This window comes from Sphingomonas sp. JC676 (assembly GCF_014489075.1).
Lineage (GTDB): Bacteria > Pseudomonadota > Alphaproteobacteria > Sphingomonadales > Sphingomonadaceae > Sphingomonas.
In genome coordinates this window covers 120,960-134,004 of the sequence record NZ_JACTGR010000008.1, presented here as the reverse complement: position 1 = coordinate 134,004, position 13,045 = coordinate 120,960, and the positions used below count along the sequence as shown (strand labels likewise).

General features: G+C 62.7%; 12 protein-coding genes. 8 read left to right on the top strand and 4 right to left on the bottom strand.

Features of this window, described 5'->3' with window-relative positions; all coding sequences use genetic code 11:
- The first annotated feature begins 37 nt into the window (after positions 1-37).
- The 3 genes from IAG41_RS22180 to kdsA are packed head-to-tail and all read left to right on the top strand — an operon-like array spanning position 38 to position 2,611.
- The gene (locus IAG41_RS22180) at positions 38-937 is read left to right on the top strand and encodes an SIS domain-containing protein (RefSeq protein ID WP_262408833.1); all 900 of its coding nucleotides are present in this window, start codon (positions 38-40) and stop codon (positions 935-937) included.
- Positions 934-1,776, top strand: a complete 843-nt coding sequence (locus tag IAG41_RS22175) for a 3-deoxy-manno-octulosonate cytidylyltransferase (RefSeq protein ID WP_187730869.1) — start codon at positions 934-936, stop codon at positions 1,774-1,776. The genes IAG41_RS22180 and IAG41_RS22175 overlap by 4 nt, the downstream gene beginning before the upstream one ends.
- A 13-nt stretch (positions 1,777-1,789) precedes the next feature.
- On the top strand, positions 1,790-2,611 hold the full coding sequence (kdsA, locus tag IAG41_RS22170; RefSeq protein ID WP_187730868.1) for a 3-deoxy-8-phosphooctulonate synthase: 822 nt from the start codon (positions 1,790-1,792) through the stop codon (positions 2,609-2,611).
- A 645-nt stretch (positions 2,612-3,256) separates the two neighbouring features.
- Here kdsA and IAG41_RS22165 read toward each other — a convergent pair.
- Together IAG41_RS22165 and IAG41_RS22160 are read right to left on the bottom strand one after the other, a co-directional pair.
- On the bottom strand, positions 3,257-3,583 hold the full coding sequence (locus tag IAG41_RS22165) for a DMT family transporter (protein WP_187730867.1): 327 nt from the start codon (positions 3,581-3,583) through the stop codon (positions 3,257-3,259).
- Positions 3,584-3,706: 123 nt separating this feature from the next.
- Positions 3,707-4,162 (bottom strand): carboxymuconolactone decarboxylase family protein, encoded by a 456-nt coding sequence (locus tag IAG41_RS22160; protein ID WP_187730866.1) that lies wholly within the window; start codon positions 4,160-4,162, stop codon positions 3,707-3,709.
- A gap of 175 nt (positions 4,163-4,337) precedes the next feature.
- Here IAG41_RS22160 and pncB point away from each other — a divergent pair, with 175 nt between their 5' ends.
- Positions 4,338-5,642, top strand: coding sequence for a nicotinate phosphoribosyltransferase (gene pncB, locus IAG41_RS22155; protein ID WP_187730865.1), 1,305 nt, complete (start codon positions 4,338-4,340; stop codon positions 5,640-5,642).
- Positions 5,643-5,672: 30 nt separating this feature from the next.
- Here the strand turns inward: pncB and IAG41_RS22150 are convergent, their stop codons facing one another.
- Positions 5,673-6,536 carry an FRG domain-containing protein gene (locus tag IAG41_RS22150; protein WP_187730864.1) on the bottom strand — a complete coding sequence of 288 codons (864 nt, stop codon included), beginning with the start codon at positions 6,534-6,536 and terminating at the stop codon, positions 5,673-5,675.
- A gap of 232 nt (positions 6,537-6,768) precedes the next feature.
- A complete protein-coding gene (locus IAG41_RS22145; protein WP_222950830.1) occupies positions 6,769-8,208 on the bottom strand; it encodes a PLP-dependent aminotransferase family protein in 1,440 nt (479 codons plus the stop codon).
- A gap of 210 nt (positions 8,209-8,418) precedes the next feature.
- Between IAG41_RS22145 and IAG41_RS22140 the strand changes: the two genes are divergently transcribed.
- From IAG41_RS22140 to IAG41_RS22125, 4 genes are all read left to right on the top strand, one after another.
- On the top strand, positions 8,419-9,075 hold the full coding sequence (locus IAG41_RS22140; RefSeq protein WP_187730863.1) for an FMN-dependent NADH-azoreductase: 657 nt from the start codon (positions 8,419-8,421) through the stop codon (positions 9,073-9,075).
- A gap of 92 nt (positions 9,076-9,167) precedes the next feature.
- Positions 9,168-9,314, top strand: coding sequence for a hypothetical protein (locus tag IAG41_RS22135; RefSeq protein WP_222950838.1), 147 nt, complete (start codon positions 9,168-9,170; stop codon positions 9,312-9,314).
- Between the two features lie 178 nt (positions 9,315-9,492).
- Positions 9,493-10,947, top strand: coding sequence for a glycoside hydrolase family 28 protein (locus tag IAG41_RS22130; protein WP_262408832.1), 1,455 nt, complete (start codon positions 9,493-9,495; stop codon positions 10,945-10,947).
- Between the two features lie 52 nt (positions 10,948-10,999).
- The gene (locus IAG41_RS22125) at positions 11,000-13,039 is read left to right on the top strand and encodes an acetylxylan esterase (protein ID WP_187730862.1); all 2,040 of its coding nucleotides are present in this window, start codon (positions 11,000-11,002) and stop codon (positions 13,037-13,039) included.
- Positions 13,040-13,045 lie beyond the last annotated feature (6 nt).

Below are 13,045 nucleotides of genomic sequence, written 5' to 3'. Positions count from 1 at the left end.
TGTGGGCGTGTCGGTCATACAGCAGGCGGCAGGCGCATTGACGCTCTTGGCGGATAGCCTGGATATCAGTTTCGACCTCGCTGTCCGCGCGATCCTCGCAACCCGGGGCAGAGTGATCACGACAGGAATGGGAAAGGCCGGTCATATCGGCCGCAAGGTTGCCGCCACGCTTTCCTCTACAGGATCACCTGCAATTTTTGTTCATCCTGGTGAAGCCGCCCATGGTGATCTCGGCGTCGTGCAGAACACCGACAGCCTCCTTGTTTTGTCGAACTCAGGAGCGACGATCGAACTGTTGCCATTGCTGCACCATGTGCGATCGCTCGGTTTGCCGGTGCTGGCAATCACCAGCCAGCGGTCATCGCTGCTGGCAACTTATGCAGACATTACGATGCTGCTTCCTGAAGTCGACGAGGCCTGTCCGGAGGGGATCGCACCCACGACGTCGAGCACAATGATGCTTGCGCTGGGCGATGCCCTCGCAATTGCCACGATGAACGCACGCGGATTCTCTCGCACTGAACTTACCGGATTACATCCTGGTGGCGCGATCGGCTGGAGATCACAGCCGATCGGACGACTTATCCGAAACGGCTCGCCGCTGCCACTCGCGGCACTCGACACTCCGCTTCAGGACGTGATCGCGCAGATGACCGAAGCAAGCAAAGGCGCAGCTGGGATCGTCGATCCGAACGGCATTTTGATAGGCGTTATAACCGACGGAGACCTTCGGCGCGGTTTCGACGCGATCCCATCCTGCTCCGCCGAGCAGGTGATGACCCGAAACCCGAAGACGGTGGCCGCAAATGTGACCGTTGGCGACGCCGCCGCACTAATGGCGGAAGCCAGGATCACGGTGATCTTCGTGACCGATCCGGTTTTGGCGGGCCGCCCCATTGGCCTCGTTCACTTGCTTGATCTGGTGATGCTCCCATGACAGCGCCGGTCTTTGAAGTGCGGAAAACAAGCCGCCTGGAACGCGCAGGTATCATCATACCAGCACGTTATGGCTCTACTAGATATCCGGGAAAGCCTCTGGTCGGCCTGATCGGAGCGAACGGAACATCACGCACCCTCGTCGAGCGTAGCTGGCGAGCGGCGAACATGGTGCCTGGTGTCGATTTCGTGGTGGTGGCCACCGACGACACTCGTATCGCGGAGGAAGTCCGCCGCTTTGGCGGCGCTGCGATCATGACCGCGGAGTCATGCGCCAATGGCACGGAGCGTTGTGCTGCGGCAATTGCGCAAATGGCCGATCCGCCCACCATCATCGTGAACTTCCAGGGCGATGCCCCCTTGATGCCGGCTTATGTGGTTTCCAGCTTGATCGAGCGCCTGCGCGATGACCCGGCGATTGCCGTCGCTACGCCCGCCTTACGGTGTACGCCATCACTCTATCGCCATCTGAGGGAAGACGAGCGCGCCGGGCGTGTCGGCGGAACCACCGTTGTGTGCGATGCCTGGTCCAAGGCCTTGTACTTTTCCAAACGAACGCTCCCTTTTTTGCCGGAGAACTGGCGGGGTGGGGATGAATGCCCAGCGTTGCTGCATTTGGGTGCCTATGCCTATCGTCCAGCATCATTAGCCGACTATGCAGCATGGCCGCCTTGCTTGCTGGAGCAGGCCGAGGGGCTGGAGCAGCTTCGCTTTCTACACAATGGCGTCGGCATAGCGGTCATCGAATGCGATGTACCGGACTGGGAAGTTGTCGAACTCAATAACCCCAGCGATGTGCCCGTGGTCGAGGCGATGTTGCGTCGCCGTGGGCTGGACTGAGGAGACGAGCTCGATGAAGCTATGCACCCACGATATCGGTTTGGGCCTGCGTCCGTTTCTTATTGCTGGGCCCTGTGTAATCGAAAGCGAGGCACTGTGTCTGGCCGTTGCGGAACGATTGCGTGCCTTGGCTGATCGATATTCGATCCTGGTCCTGTTCAAGTCGAGCTTCGACAAGGCGAATCGCACCTCGGGCACTGCGTTCCGCGGCCTGGGCTTGGTGGAAGGTCTGCGCGTGCTCGAAACGGTTCGACGCGAGACTGGTCTTCCGGTGTTGACCGATGTCCACACGGTAGACCAGTGCCGACCGGTCGCCGAGGTTGTCGACATGCTCCAGACGCCGGCATTCCTCGCGCGGCAGACCGATCTGATCGAAGCTGCAGCGGGGAGCGGGAAGCCGGTCAATTTCAAGAAGGCGCAGTTCATGGCGCCAGGCGATATGGCCCCTCTCGTGGCCAAGGCGCGCGGCGCAGCCCTGCACGCGGGGTTTGATGAGGATCGCTTCACCGTTTGTGAACGGGGTACCAGTTTCGGTTATAACAACCTGGTCGTTGACATGCGCAGTCTCGTGCAAATGCGTGATACGGGATGCCCGGTGGTGTTTGACGCGACTCACAGCGTGCAACTTCCAGGTGGCATGGGCGATAAATCAGGCGGGCAAAGAGAGTTCGTGCCTTGTCTTGCGCAAGCCGCCGCCGCGGTCGGAGTTGCCGGCTTTTTCATGGAATGCCACCCCGAGCCAGAAAAGGCGTTGTCTGACGGGCCGAACATGCTTCGAATGGAACAGGTGGAACCGTTGCTGGCGAAGCTGCTCGCGATCTCAAAGTGCGCGTGACCTGCTGGCTCGCGAGGCTGGCGTATCGATCGTCCTGCCGATCGGTCAATCCGGCCCCTTTAGGTCGGAAACAATCCAGAGACATCTCGGTGCAGCGCGGATTTCGCGGGGGCCAGCGCGACGCGATGCCCAGCGGCCTCGAACGCGTTGAACAGCGAATTGGCGAGCAGCAGCGCCCGGTCCGCCAGCTTAGCCTACAGGACTCGACAACTCAGCATAAAACCATTGAGTTAGAGCGATTACTTTTCATACCCGAAATTCAAAAGTCCCCTCGTGGTCCACCGCCAAAAGTTGGTCCCCTGATCGGACTCGAACCTGCGACGGAGTGGGATTCAATGGGCCGATTCGCGACAAAAAATCCGAAGCAAAAACCGTGAGAGCCCCTCCACGCGAGGGCCTCGCCCTGTTCATTCGGTGAGAAGTTCGGTCGGGATCAACCTTTGGGGCAATCGCCGACCTCGTCTGCGCCCGAAAGCTGCCGTCCGTCCAGGAACATGAATGCTGCTTTGGCACGACGGGATAAGGGTGGCTGCGCTCGAAGGTCTGCCCTGGACGCATCCGAGCGCAAGGGGGAGTGACTGCTCCGTTGTCGGCTCTGGGAAAGCCCCAATTGGGGCGCTGTCGGACTGAGCTTTCAGGCCAGCATTATCCACCGTTCCCCGCGGCCATCTTAAGTCCGATGACACCTGCGAAAATCACAAGGATGCACAGGATTCGCGCCGGGGCGGCGGATTCACCGAGCACCGCCATTCCCAGAATCGCGGTGCCGGCGGCGCCGATACCGGTCCAAACCGCGTAACCGGTGCCGACCGGCAGCGTGCGCAGCGCGAGTGAAAGAAGGAAGACGCTCGACACGCCGGTGGCGACCGTAAACAGCCCGGGCATCAGTCGCGTGAAACCTTCGGACCATTTCATACCGAAGGCGAATGCGATTTCGAGAACGCCGGCGATGCAAAGCAGAGCCCATGCCATAGGAGTAGATCCGTTCATTGGTGCGCCGTATCCGGTCGCATGGAAATTAGGGTGAGCGCCCGCCGACGCGGACGGGGAAGCGGGCGCCAACGAATGGAATGTGTCGCGCCCGCTTCCGGTGGTTCAAGCCTTTGCCGCAGCGGCCGGCGGCGTGCGGAAGGCGATTCCGAACCGATTAAAGGCGTTCATCAGCCCGATCGCATAGGTCAGGTCCGCGAGTTCCTTTTCGTTGAATTCGGCAGCCGCGGCTTGATAGTCGGCATCCGGAGCGGCGGTTTCGGCGATGCACGTCACGGTCTCAGCCCAGGCGAGCGCGGCCCGTTCGCGGGCACTGAACAGTTCACCCGCGTCGCGCCACACGGCCACCAGAACAAGCTTGTCCACCGCGATGCCGCCCTTGAGAAGGTCGCGCGAGTGCATATCGATGCAATATGCGCAGCCGTTTATCTGCGAAACCCGCAGGTGGACGAGGTTGACCAGCTCTTGCAGAAGGCCGGATTTCTGAACGGAGACGTAGACGCCTCCAAAGGCCTTGAAGCCTTCCGGCGAAACCTTGGCGTATTCGATGCGATTGCTCATGACGAAATCCTATCTCGTTGAAGGACTTCAATTTGGCGCGTCTTGGCCCAGTTCAGAAGGTCCATGAAGCATGTTGAACACTAGTCCATGATCAGGACGTCGCCGATCGCGCGGCAATGCGATACCCTCTGGGGCCACCGTGCGCTGCACCTCGTGATCGCGTGAAGGAGAGCCCATGCCCGTGACGGACATCGCGAGCCGGACCTATGATCACAGCTGGCGGCTCGATCCGATCATACGCAGCCTGCTCGACACCGATTTCTACAAATTGCTCATGCTGCAGATGATCCGTCATCTCTATCCGGACGTGACCGCCACCTTTGCGCTGATCAACCGGACCAAGACGGTGAGGATCGCCGATTGCATCGACGAGGCGGAGCTGCGTGCCCAGCTGGATCATGCACGAACGCTACGCTTTACGCGCAAGGAGCTGATCTGGCTGTCCGGCAACAGCTTCTACGGCAGGGAGCAGATGTTCAGCCCGGATTTCATCGCGTGGCTCGCCGGGTTCAGGCTGCCGGAGTACGAGCTGCGCAAGGTCGACGGCCAATATGAGCTGCGTTTCGAGGGTGCCTGGACCGAAACGACGATGTGGGAAATTCCGGCCCTCGCGATCGTCAACGAGCTGCGTTCGCGCGCGGCGATGAAGGGTCGGGGGCGCTTCGAGCTGGATGTGCTGTACGCGCGCGCCAAGGCGAAGCTGTGGGGGAAGGTCGAGCGGCTGCAGCGTTTGCCCGACCTCGCGCTATCGGATTTCGGCACGCGCCGCCGCCATGGCTTCCTCTGGCAGCGTTGGTGCGTGAATGCCCTCAACGAGGGGCTCGGCGCGCACTTCATCGGCACGTCGAACGTGCTGCTGGCGATGGACAACGACCTCGAAGCCATCGGCACCAACGCGCACGAGTTGCCGATGGTGCTGGCCGCGCTCGCGAAGGACGACGCGGAGGTCGCGCGGGCGCCCTACCGTGTGTTGGAGGATTGGCGCGACCATTACAGCGGCAATCTGCTGATAGCCCTTCCCGATGCGTTCGGCACCACGGCATTCCTCGACAATGCGCCCGACTGGCTTGCCGACTGGACGGGGTTCCGGCCGGACAGCGCGCCGCCGATCGAAGCGGGCGAACAGATCATCGGCTGGTGGCAGGAAAAAGGGCGCGATCCGCGGAAAAAACTGCTGATCTTCTCGGACGGAATGGACATCGACACGATCGAGCAAACCTACCGGCACTTCGATGGCCGCGTGCGAATGAGCTTCGGCTGGGGAACCAACCTCACCAATGATTTCCGAGGCTGCGCGCCGTTCGAGACCGATGCGCTCGATCCCATTTCGCTGGTCTGCAAGGTCGTCGCCGCGAACGATCGGCCCGCCGTAAAGCTGTCGGACAATCCGACGAAAGCGACCGGCGAGGCTTCGGAGATCGCCCGCTATCTCGCGATATTCGGCAACGCGGGACGAAAGGATGCGGCCGTTACCGTCTAGAGGAAAACCCGGTTCCGACGGCGCGGACCGTCACGCCTCGATCTCCGGGCCGATTTCACGCTTGATCTGATCCGCTACCAGCAGAAGCGGATCAAACTCCTTGGGATAGATCGACTCCACCGATGCGGGCGGAAAATCCCTGCTGTTCCAGAATGCTTCCAGGTTCAGCTTGAATTTCGCGACCAGTCTGCGGCCGAAGTCCATCTCCTGATAGGCGTGTCGTCCATTCGGGTCGTAATCGGCGATCTCCGGATATTCGCCCAGGAGGAACCCCTCCTGCATGTGCGGGCGGACCGCCTCGGGCGGGCATGCGCTGGACAGGCATATGATCTGCAACCCGGATTCGGAACTGGCGGTTACCGCGCCACTTCGGTTTGGTACGCCCAGGACGTAGAGATAGGCATCCCCGGATCCATTCTTCCGGGCGGCGAACGAAGCCGCAATCCTCAGGGACTGGGACAAGTCCAGCAGCGGGGTCCTGCAAACATCGTAATGCTGGAGGATCGACCATCTTATGGTCCGATGCCGCACAAGCCGATCGATCCCCCGCAGGTTCGCAGCTCTATACAGGCGGACAAGATGCGCTTCAGCGGCTTTCAGGCGTTCGAACCGCGCCTGCAGAATCCTTTGGATGGCGGAGCGCTTTCCGCTCAGGCGGAAAAGCGTCGGATTTAGCATCGTGCCGGTCGGCGACATATGGTCGTTGGTCTGCCCTCGAAACAGCATCACGTGGTTCCGGTTTAAGAACTGAAGCTCGGCCACCTTCATTGCCAGCTCGAAAAAAGTGAAGACGGTGTGCCCTTCGCCGGTGCGAATCCTGCGGTTCGACACGGGGCGCGCCTTCTCCGCATCGTCGAAGTAAGACCAGATTTGCTGAGGCCCGATCTTTTCCATTCAAGCCTCCCGTGCATCCGGCACGTCCCGCAATTCGGCGACGTACCTCAGGCTCAAGCCATTGGCGCACGCGCAGTGCGCCAATCCCACGGGTGCCTTTACGATACGATTTCTCATGACAAATCCTTGTCTTGAAGGATTCTATCGTGCGGCATCTTGGCCCAATTCAGAAGGTCCATGAACCGTCTTATATCCTATGCCACGATCCTCCAGTCGCGCGCGATACACTCCGTTACAACAGCTTCAGGATACGCCTTCCGAAATCCTCTGCGACACGCTGAGAGACGATGTTCGTGAAATTGAGGAGCAAGGCAGAGGCGCCATCACCGGGATCCGTCCAATCCGTCAGGGCTTCGGCATACAGGCCCTCTTCCCGCATGCGCGCGACGAGCCGCCGATCGGACTGCCGGCCTTGCAGCCGCAAGATCAGGTGCATGCCGCCCGGCTGGGAATCGATGCGCATATGCTCACCCAACACGCTCGCCAGACCCGCCGCCGTCGCCTCCCGACGCTCGGCGTAGAGCTTTCGCATGCGCTGGATGTGGCGCGCGAAATGCCCTTCCGCGATAAAGGCCGAGACGATCGCCTGCGTGAGCTGGGGGCTGCCCCCTGCGAAAACCTGGCTGATCTGCTCGAACCGCTCGACCTGCGCTTCCGGCACGACGAGATATGCAAGCCGGATGCTCGGGAACAGCACCTTGCTGAACGTGCCTGCGTAGAGCACGCGTCCATCGTGATCCAAGCTCTTCAGCGCCGGCAGAGGCCGGCTGACGTACCGGTACTCGCCATCATAATCGTCCTCGATCACCCACGCGTCGTTTCGCGCCGCCCAGTCCAGCAACGCCAGACGCCGCGGCAAGGATAGGGTCACGCACAGGGGACTTTGATGCGCAGGCGTCACCACGGCTGCGCGCGCGCGTGGCGCCGCCTTGATACCCTCGGAAACGACCAGGCCGTCCTGGTCCACCGGTACCGGAACCGCTTCGACATCCATATGGCTCAGCAGTTCTCGCGTGGGCGGGAATCCAGGGTTTTCCGTCCAGACGCGATCTCCCGCCTTTATCAATGCGTGCCCGATCAATTCCAGCGTGTGACGGTATCCCGACGTCACGAAAACCTGCGAGGCGGAGCAGTTGATCCCGCGCGAAACCTGGAGATATGCGGCGATCTCGGTCCGCAACGGCCACGAGCCGTATACGGACGGATGCGCCATGTCGGAGGGTTGCATCGCGCGTACGCATCGCGCGCCCAAGCGTGCCCAGATCTTTCTAGGAAACGCATCCAGGGAGGGTAGGCCCATCTGGAACGGCAGGATCGAATCCGGACGAAAACTGGCCGCGGGAATATCGCTGTCGGGGGGTGTCGTCGTGCTTGCCACAGGCATTCGCGCGTCGAGGCCCGGCGTGACTACGGTTCCCGCCTGACCGCGAGGCTGAATATACCCCTCGGCGGCCAGCAAGGAATATGCGGTCTCTATGGTGCCTCTCGCCAGGCCAAGTTCCTGGGCCAGCGCGCGCGCCGACGGAATTCGGTCACCCGGCTTCAATGATCCACTGGAAATGGCACCGCGAAACCGATCGTAGATTTGCCGGTAGAAGGGCCCGGCCGCCGATGGATCCAGCGGCGAGATATTGCGGGTCTTCGCGCCTGTCATGGCCTCGTCGATTTGCACTCGATTGAAAGGGCTCTGACGCCGTGGCCTGGAAGTATAAGCGACGCCAATTCCCGCCAGGACCCCCATCCACTCGTGCGTCCCTTGTACCGAGCAGGTGCGGCAATAGCAATCATGGCCCGGTTCCAAGATCCATTCATGGATCTTTGTTGTGATCCATGCGGCTTATAGAATGTCGACGACCCTGAAGAACCCGGAATTGGATAAGTAATGAACATCCTCCATGTCAGTTGCAGCCCGCTCGGGCAGGCCGCCGAGAGCCATAGGTTGTCGCAAAGAATTGTTGGCTTCCTGCTCGCGCGCGAGCCGGGGGCGACGGTGACAAATCGCGTGATCGGTGACGGCACCATCCCGCACGTCGACGAAAATTACGCCATCGCCCAGCAGTCGACCGCGGATCCATCCCAGGAGGGTTCGATCGCCCTGTCCGAAGAACTCATCCAGGAAGTGGAGCGCGCTGACTTCGTGGTCATCGGGACCCCTGTGCACAACTTCACTGTCCCCTCCGCGCTGAAGGCATGGATAGATCTTGTCGTTCGAGCCCGCCGGACGTTCGATGTGACCAAGGATGGGAAAATAGGCAGACTGCGTGACCGTCCAGTTTATGTCGCGGTGGCGTCGGGCGGCAGATATTCTGGAGAGCGCGCGCGCCAGCCGGATTTTCTTACTCCGTATCTGAAAGCCGTCCTGGGCGTCGTCGGACTACGCGATCTGACCTTTTTCTCCGTGCAAGGAACAGCTTCCGGTCCGGATGCCGTGGCCGAGGCCAAAGCCAGCGCGGATCAAGCTGTGCAAGACCATTTTCATTCGATGTGTTTCACCGACCGCTTGCGGCCAGTTTTCGCCATAGCGGTCTTGAGCAACTGAATGACTGGAAGAGGCCGATGCTGTTGAAAAGTCGGCGTTGAAATGGTGGCGATGATCTGATTCAGCGTTGTGTTGCTGACAGGTGACGCGCGATGATGGGTGAGCGGCGGGTGGTGCAGGAGCCGCTCTTCTATGGGTTCAACCTTGAGCGGCATGTGCCGGCGGACCACCTGCTGCGGTCGATCGACCGGTTCGTCGACCTGTCGGGTCTGCGTGAGCAGCTGGCGCCGGCCACGTAGCCTCCATCTTAGGCTAATTCCTTGCGTTCGGCCTGTTCCAGATAATCAGCGCACTATTGCATCATCGGCCGCCGATGCGCGAGATTGACGACCGTCGCATTTTCCACGACCCTTCGAAAAGACACCGGTGTCCAAATGCGCAAACGCGCAGCTTCGCCAGTTGGGAAGAGGTCCGTCGATGATGAAGTCGGTTTCCGGACTGGATCGGCGTGCAGTGCTGGCGGGTGGCTGCGCAGCGATTGGGGCATCGGTGGGAACCGCGGTTGCGGCGCAGAGTCCCGCCGCATTCTGGGATCCCTGGTCAGAGGCGGCGGCAATTCGCGCGCGGATCCGCGCGCCCACTTTCCCCGCCGAGAACCGATTCCCGCTCACGCAATTTGGCGGTGTCGGCGACGGGACGAAGCTCGCCAGCGAGGCATTCCGCAAGGCGATCGCCGCCGCCTCCAGCGCGCCGGGCGGTGGCACCGTCGTCGTCGAAGCCGGGGTCTGGCTCACCGGCCCGATCCACCTCCGCTCGAATGTCGAGCTGCACGTCACGCGCGGCGCTACGATCCGCTTCGCCCGCGACCCGGCCCTGTACTTCCCGCCGGTGCTGACCCGGATGGAAGGCAATGAACTGATGGGCATCTCGCCCTTCCTATATGCGCTCGACTGCGAGAATGTAGCGATTACCGGGCACGGCATCCTCGATGGCCAGGCCGACGAGGCGCATTGGTGGGACTGGGTGCGCCGTCGGCCTGATGGCGGCGAGAGCGACGGCGCTCGCCTGAAGCGGATGGCGGAACAGAGCGTGCCCGTCGCAAGGCGGGTGTTTGGCCTCGGCTCGACGATCCGGCCGCAATTTATCCAGCCCTATCGCTGCCGCAACGTTCTGATCGAGGACGTGACGATCATCCGCTCGCCGATGTGGGAGATCCATCCCGTCGAGTGCGAGAATGTGACCGTGCAGCGCGTCACCATCTCGAGCCACGGGCCGAACAATGACGGGTGCGATCCAGAATCGTGTCGGGACGTCCTGATCGAGGAGTGTCACTTCGACACGGGCGACGACTGCATCGCGATCAAGTCGGGGCGCAACGCCGATGGTCGGCGGCTCAAGCGGCCAACCGAGAATGTGATCATTTCCGGCTGCACGATGCTCGACGGCCATGGTGGGGTCACGCTCGGTAGCGAGATCACCGGCGGCGTACGCAACGTCTTTGTCGAGAACTGCCGGATGGACAGCCCGCAACTCAACACCGCGATCCGCTTCAAGAACAACGCCGCGCGCGGCGGCACGCTGTCCAACATCCATGTCCGCGACGTGACCGTGGGTCAGGTCGGCCGCGCGGTGATCACCATCGACTATAATTACGGCGAAGGCGCCAAGGGGGACTATACGCCCGTGTTCGACGGCCTCACCGTCGAGCGGCTGCTCGTCGGCCGCTGCCAGCGCGTACTCGACCTGCAGGGCTTCCCCGACGCGCCGATCCGCAACATCACGCTGCGCGACTGCGCGATCATCCGCGCCGGCGAGCCCGACATCGTCTCGCATGTCGAGAATCTCCGCTACGACAATGTCCGCCGCAACGGCAGCCCCGTTGCCGGTCCGACACCCGGCGGCGTTCCCACCCCTGCCGACACCTCGGGTTGAAGGGATGCCTGGCATACGACACTCGTTCCGAACCTTGGCGCTCGCGCTATGCATGGCCGTTGGTCTCACCGTGCAGACGGCATCGGCGCAGACGCAGACCGCGCGTGACCGCCTCGTAGCCTATCTCACCGAACTCGCCCGAGAGCAGAGCGCCGCCCGCGCCGCGACGGTCGCCGCGCTCGCTTCATCCGACGAGGCGCGCCTCCGCCAGCTGCGCGTGCGCGCGACGATCGAGGAGCTGGTCCGGCCCGAGCGCTTCGGCGGCCCCGTTACGGCGGCGATCACCCGCACCGCCACGTTCGATGGCTACACCACTGAATCCCTCTGGTACGAGAGCCTGCCCGGCTATCGCGTCACCGGGATCGTTTATCGCCCCGCAACCGGGCGCGGCCCCTTCCCCGCGATCATCCTGCAGCCGGGCCATGGCAGCGAAGGCAAGCTCGGCAATCATCTCTTTGCGGCCAACTTCGCGCGCGCGGGCTTCATCGTCCTATCGATCGACATCGTCGGCGAAGGCGAGCGGCTCCAGCATTATGATCCTGAGATCGGCGCGTCCAAGGTGGGCCGCCCGACCGGCGAGCATTCGATGGCGTTCGGCCAGGCGCTGCCCACCGGCGGGCATGTCGCGCGCTATTTCCTCCAGGATGCGGTGCGCGGCGTCGACTACCTGATGAGCCGCGCCGACGTCGACGATCGCCGGATCGGCGCCTTTGGCTGCTCGGGCGGCGGTACCATGACCGCCTATCTTGCAGCACTGGACATCCGCATCCGCGCCGCGGCGGTCGGCTGCTATGTCAACGATTTCGATCACCTACTAGCGACGGGCGGCCCCGGGCCGCAGGATGCCGAACAATCGATCCCCTTCTTTCTCGAGCGCGGCCTCGACCTTCCCGACTGGATCGAGCTCGTGGCGCCGCGTCCCTTCGCGATCCTCTCCACCACGGGCGACATGTTTCCAATCGCCGGCGCACGCGCCGCCTATGCCGAAGCCGGGCGCTTCTATGAGTTGCTCGGCGCGCGCGACCGGCTAGCGATGATCGAGGGGCCGGGCGGGCACGGCAATCTTGCGCCCATGGCATCGCGAATCATCGGCTTCTTCAATCGCTGGCTGAAGGATGTGCCGGACGAGGCGCCCTTTGCCCCTGCTCCCCTGCCCGATCCCTCGGCGCTGCTGGTAACGGATACGGGGCAGCTGGCCACCTCCGGCGGCGGCATGACATTGCAGGCAGTCATCGCCCGCGAGGCCTCGCGCCAAGTTCCTTCCGCCAGGCCAATTGTCGCGCAGCTGCGCGCTGCCATCGCCCAGGCGGCGCGAACGAGCGTCACTCCCGGCGCCGCGGCGCCCGCTATGCGCGAAGGCGCCCGCCAGTCACTGGATGGCTATGGTGTCACACCGGTGCAGTTCGATGCCGCGCCCGGGCTGCATGTCGACGGCCTGTATGCGCAATCGGCGAAACCGGGCAAACGACCCACCCTGTTGTACCTCGCCAGCCAGCCGCTGCGGCCGCTCTCCGCGCCAGGCGGAATGCTGGAGCACTGGACGCGCGGGGGATGGAATGTGCTGGCCTTGGAGGCGCGCGGGGCGAACGGCACCGAAGAGGTCAAATCCTCGCTCACCGGCGACTGGACCTTGCTCTCGCTGCGTGCGCTGCTGGTCGGCAAGACGCCGCTCGGCATGCGCGTCGACGATGCGATTTCCGCGCTCAACTGGCTGGCCGAACGCCCGGAGGTCGATCGGAGATCGCTGGAAGTCTATGGCCTCGGCGCGCTCGGCCCGGTGGCACTGCACGCTGCCGTGCTCGATCCGCGCGTCGCGCATGTCGTCAGCGACGGCGCGATCCTCCGCTATCGCGATTTTGTCGAACGTCCGGTCAGCCGCGACATGGCCGAGGTGAATCTACCCGGCGTTCTCGAGCAATACGACATCCCCGACCTGATCGCCGCGCTCGGCGAGCGGGTCACCCTGGTCAATCCGGTCAACGCCGTCGGGGAGCCCCTAAGCCTCAGGGATGTGCACGCAATCGCCGGGGCCGCCGTGCGCCTGCGCTATCGCGGCACCCGGGACCCGATCGCCCCTCCCTCCGACCGATGAGCATGC

Bases quoted from the DNA above. Each gene is read 5' to 3' on its own strand.
- IAG41_RS22175 (WP_187730869.1), top strand. From the start codon at position 934: ATGACAGCGCCGGTCTTTGAAGTGCGGAAAACAAGCCGCCTGGAACGC.
- kdsA (WP_187730868.1), top strand. From the start codon at position 1,790: ATGAAGCTATGCACCCACGATATCGGTTTGGGCCTGCGTCCGTTTCTT.
- IAG41_RS22165 (WP_187730867.1), bottom strand. From the start codon at position 3,583: ATGGCATGGGCTCTGCTTTGCATCGCCGGCGTTCTCGAAATCGCATTC.
- IAG41_RS22160 (WP_187730866.1), bottom strand. From the start codon at position 4,162: ATGAGCAATCGCATCGAATACGCCAAGGTTTCGCCGGAAGGCTTCAAG.
- pncB (WP_187730865.1), top strand. From the start codon at position 4,338: ATGCCCGTGACGGACATCGCGAGCCGGACCTATGATCACAGCTGGCGG.
- IAG41_RS22150 (WP_187730864.1), bottom strand. From the start codon at position 6,536: ATGGAAAAGATCGGGCCTCAGCAAATCTGGTCTTACTTCGACGATGCG.
- IAG41_RS22140 (WP_187730863.1), top strand. From the start codon at position 8,419: ATGAACATCCTCCATGTCAGTTGCAGCCCGCTCGGGCAGGCCGCCGAG.
- IAG41_RS22135 (WP_222950838.1), top strand. From the start codon at position 9,168: ATGATGGGTGAGCGGCGGGTGGTGCAGGAGCCGCTCTTCTATGGGTTC.
- IAG41_RS22130 (WP_262408832.1), top strand. From the start codon at position 9,493: ATGATGAAGTCGGTTTCCGGACTGGATCGGCGTGCAGTGCTGGCGGGT.
- IAG41_RS22125 (WP_187730862.1), top strand. From the start codon at position 11,000: ATGGCCGTTGGTCTCACCGTGCAGACGGCATCGGCGCAGACGCAGACC.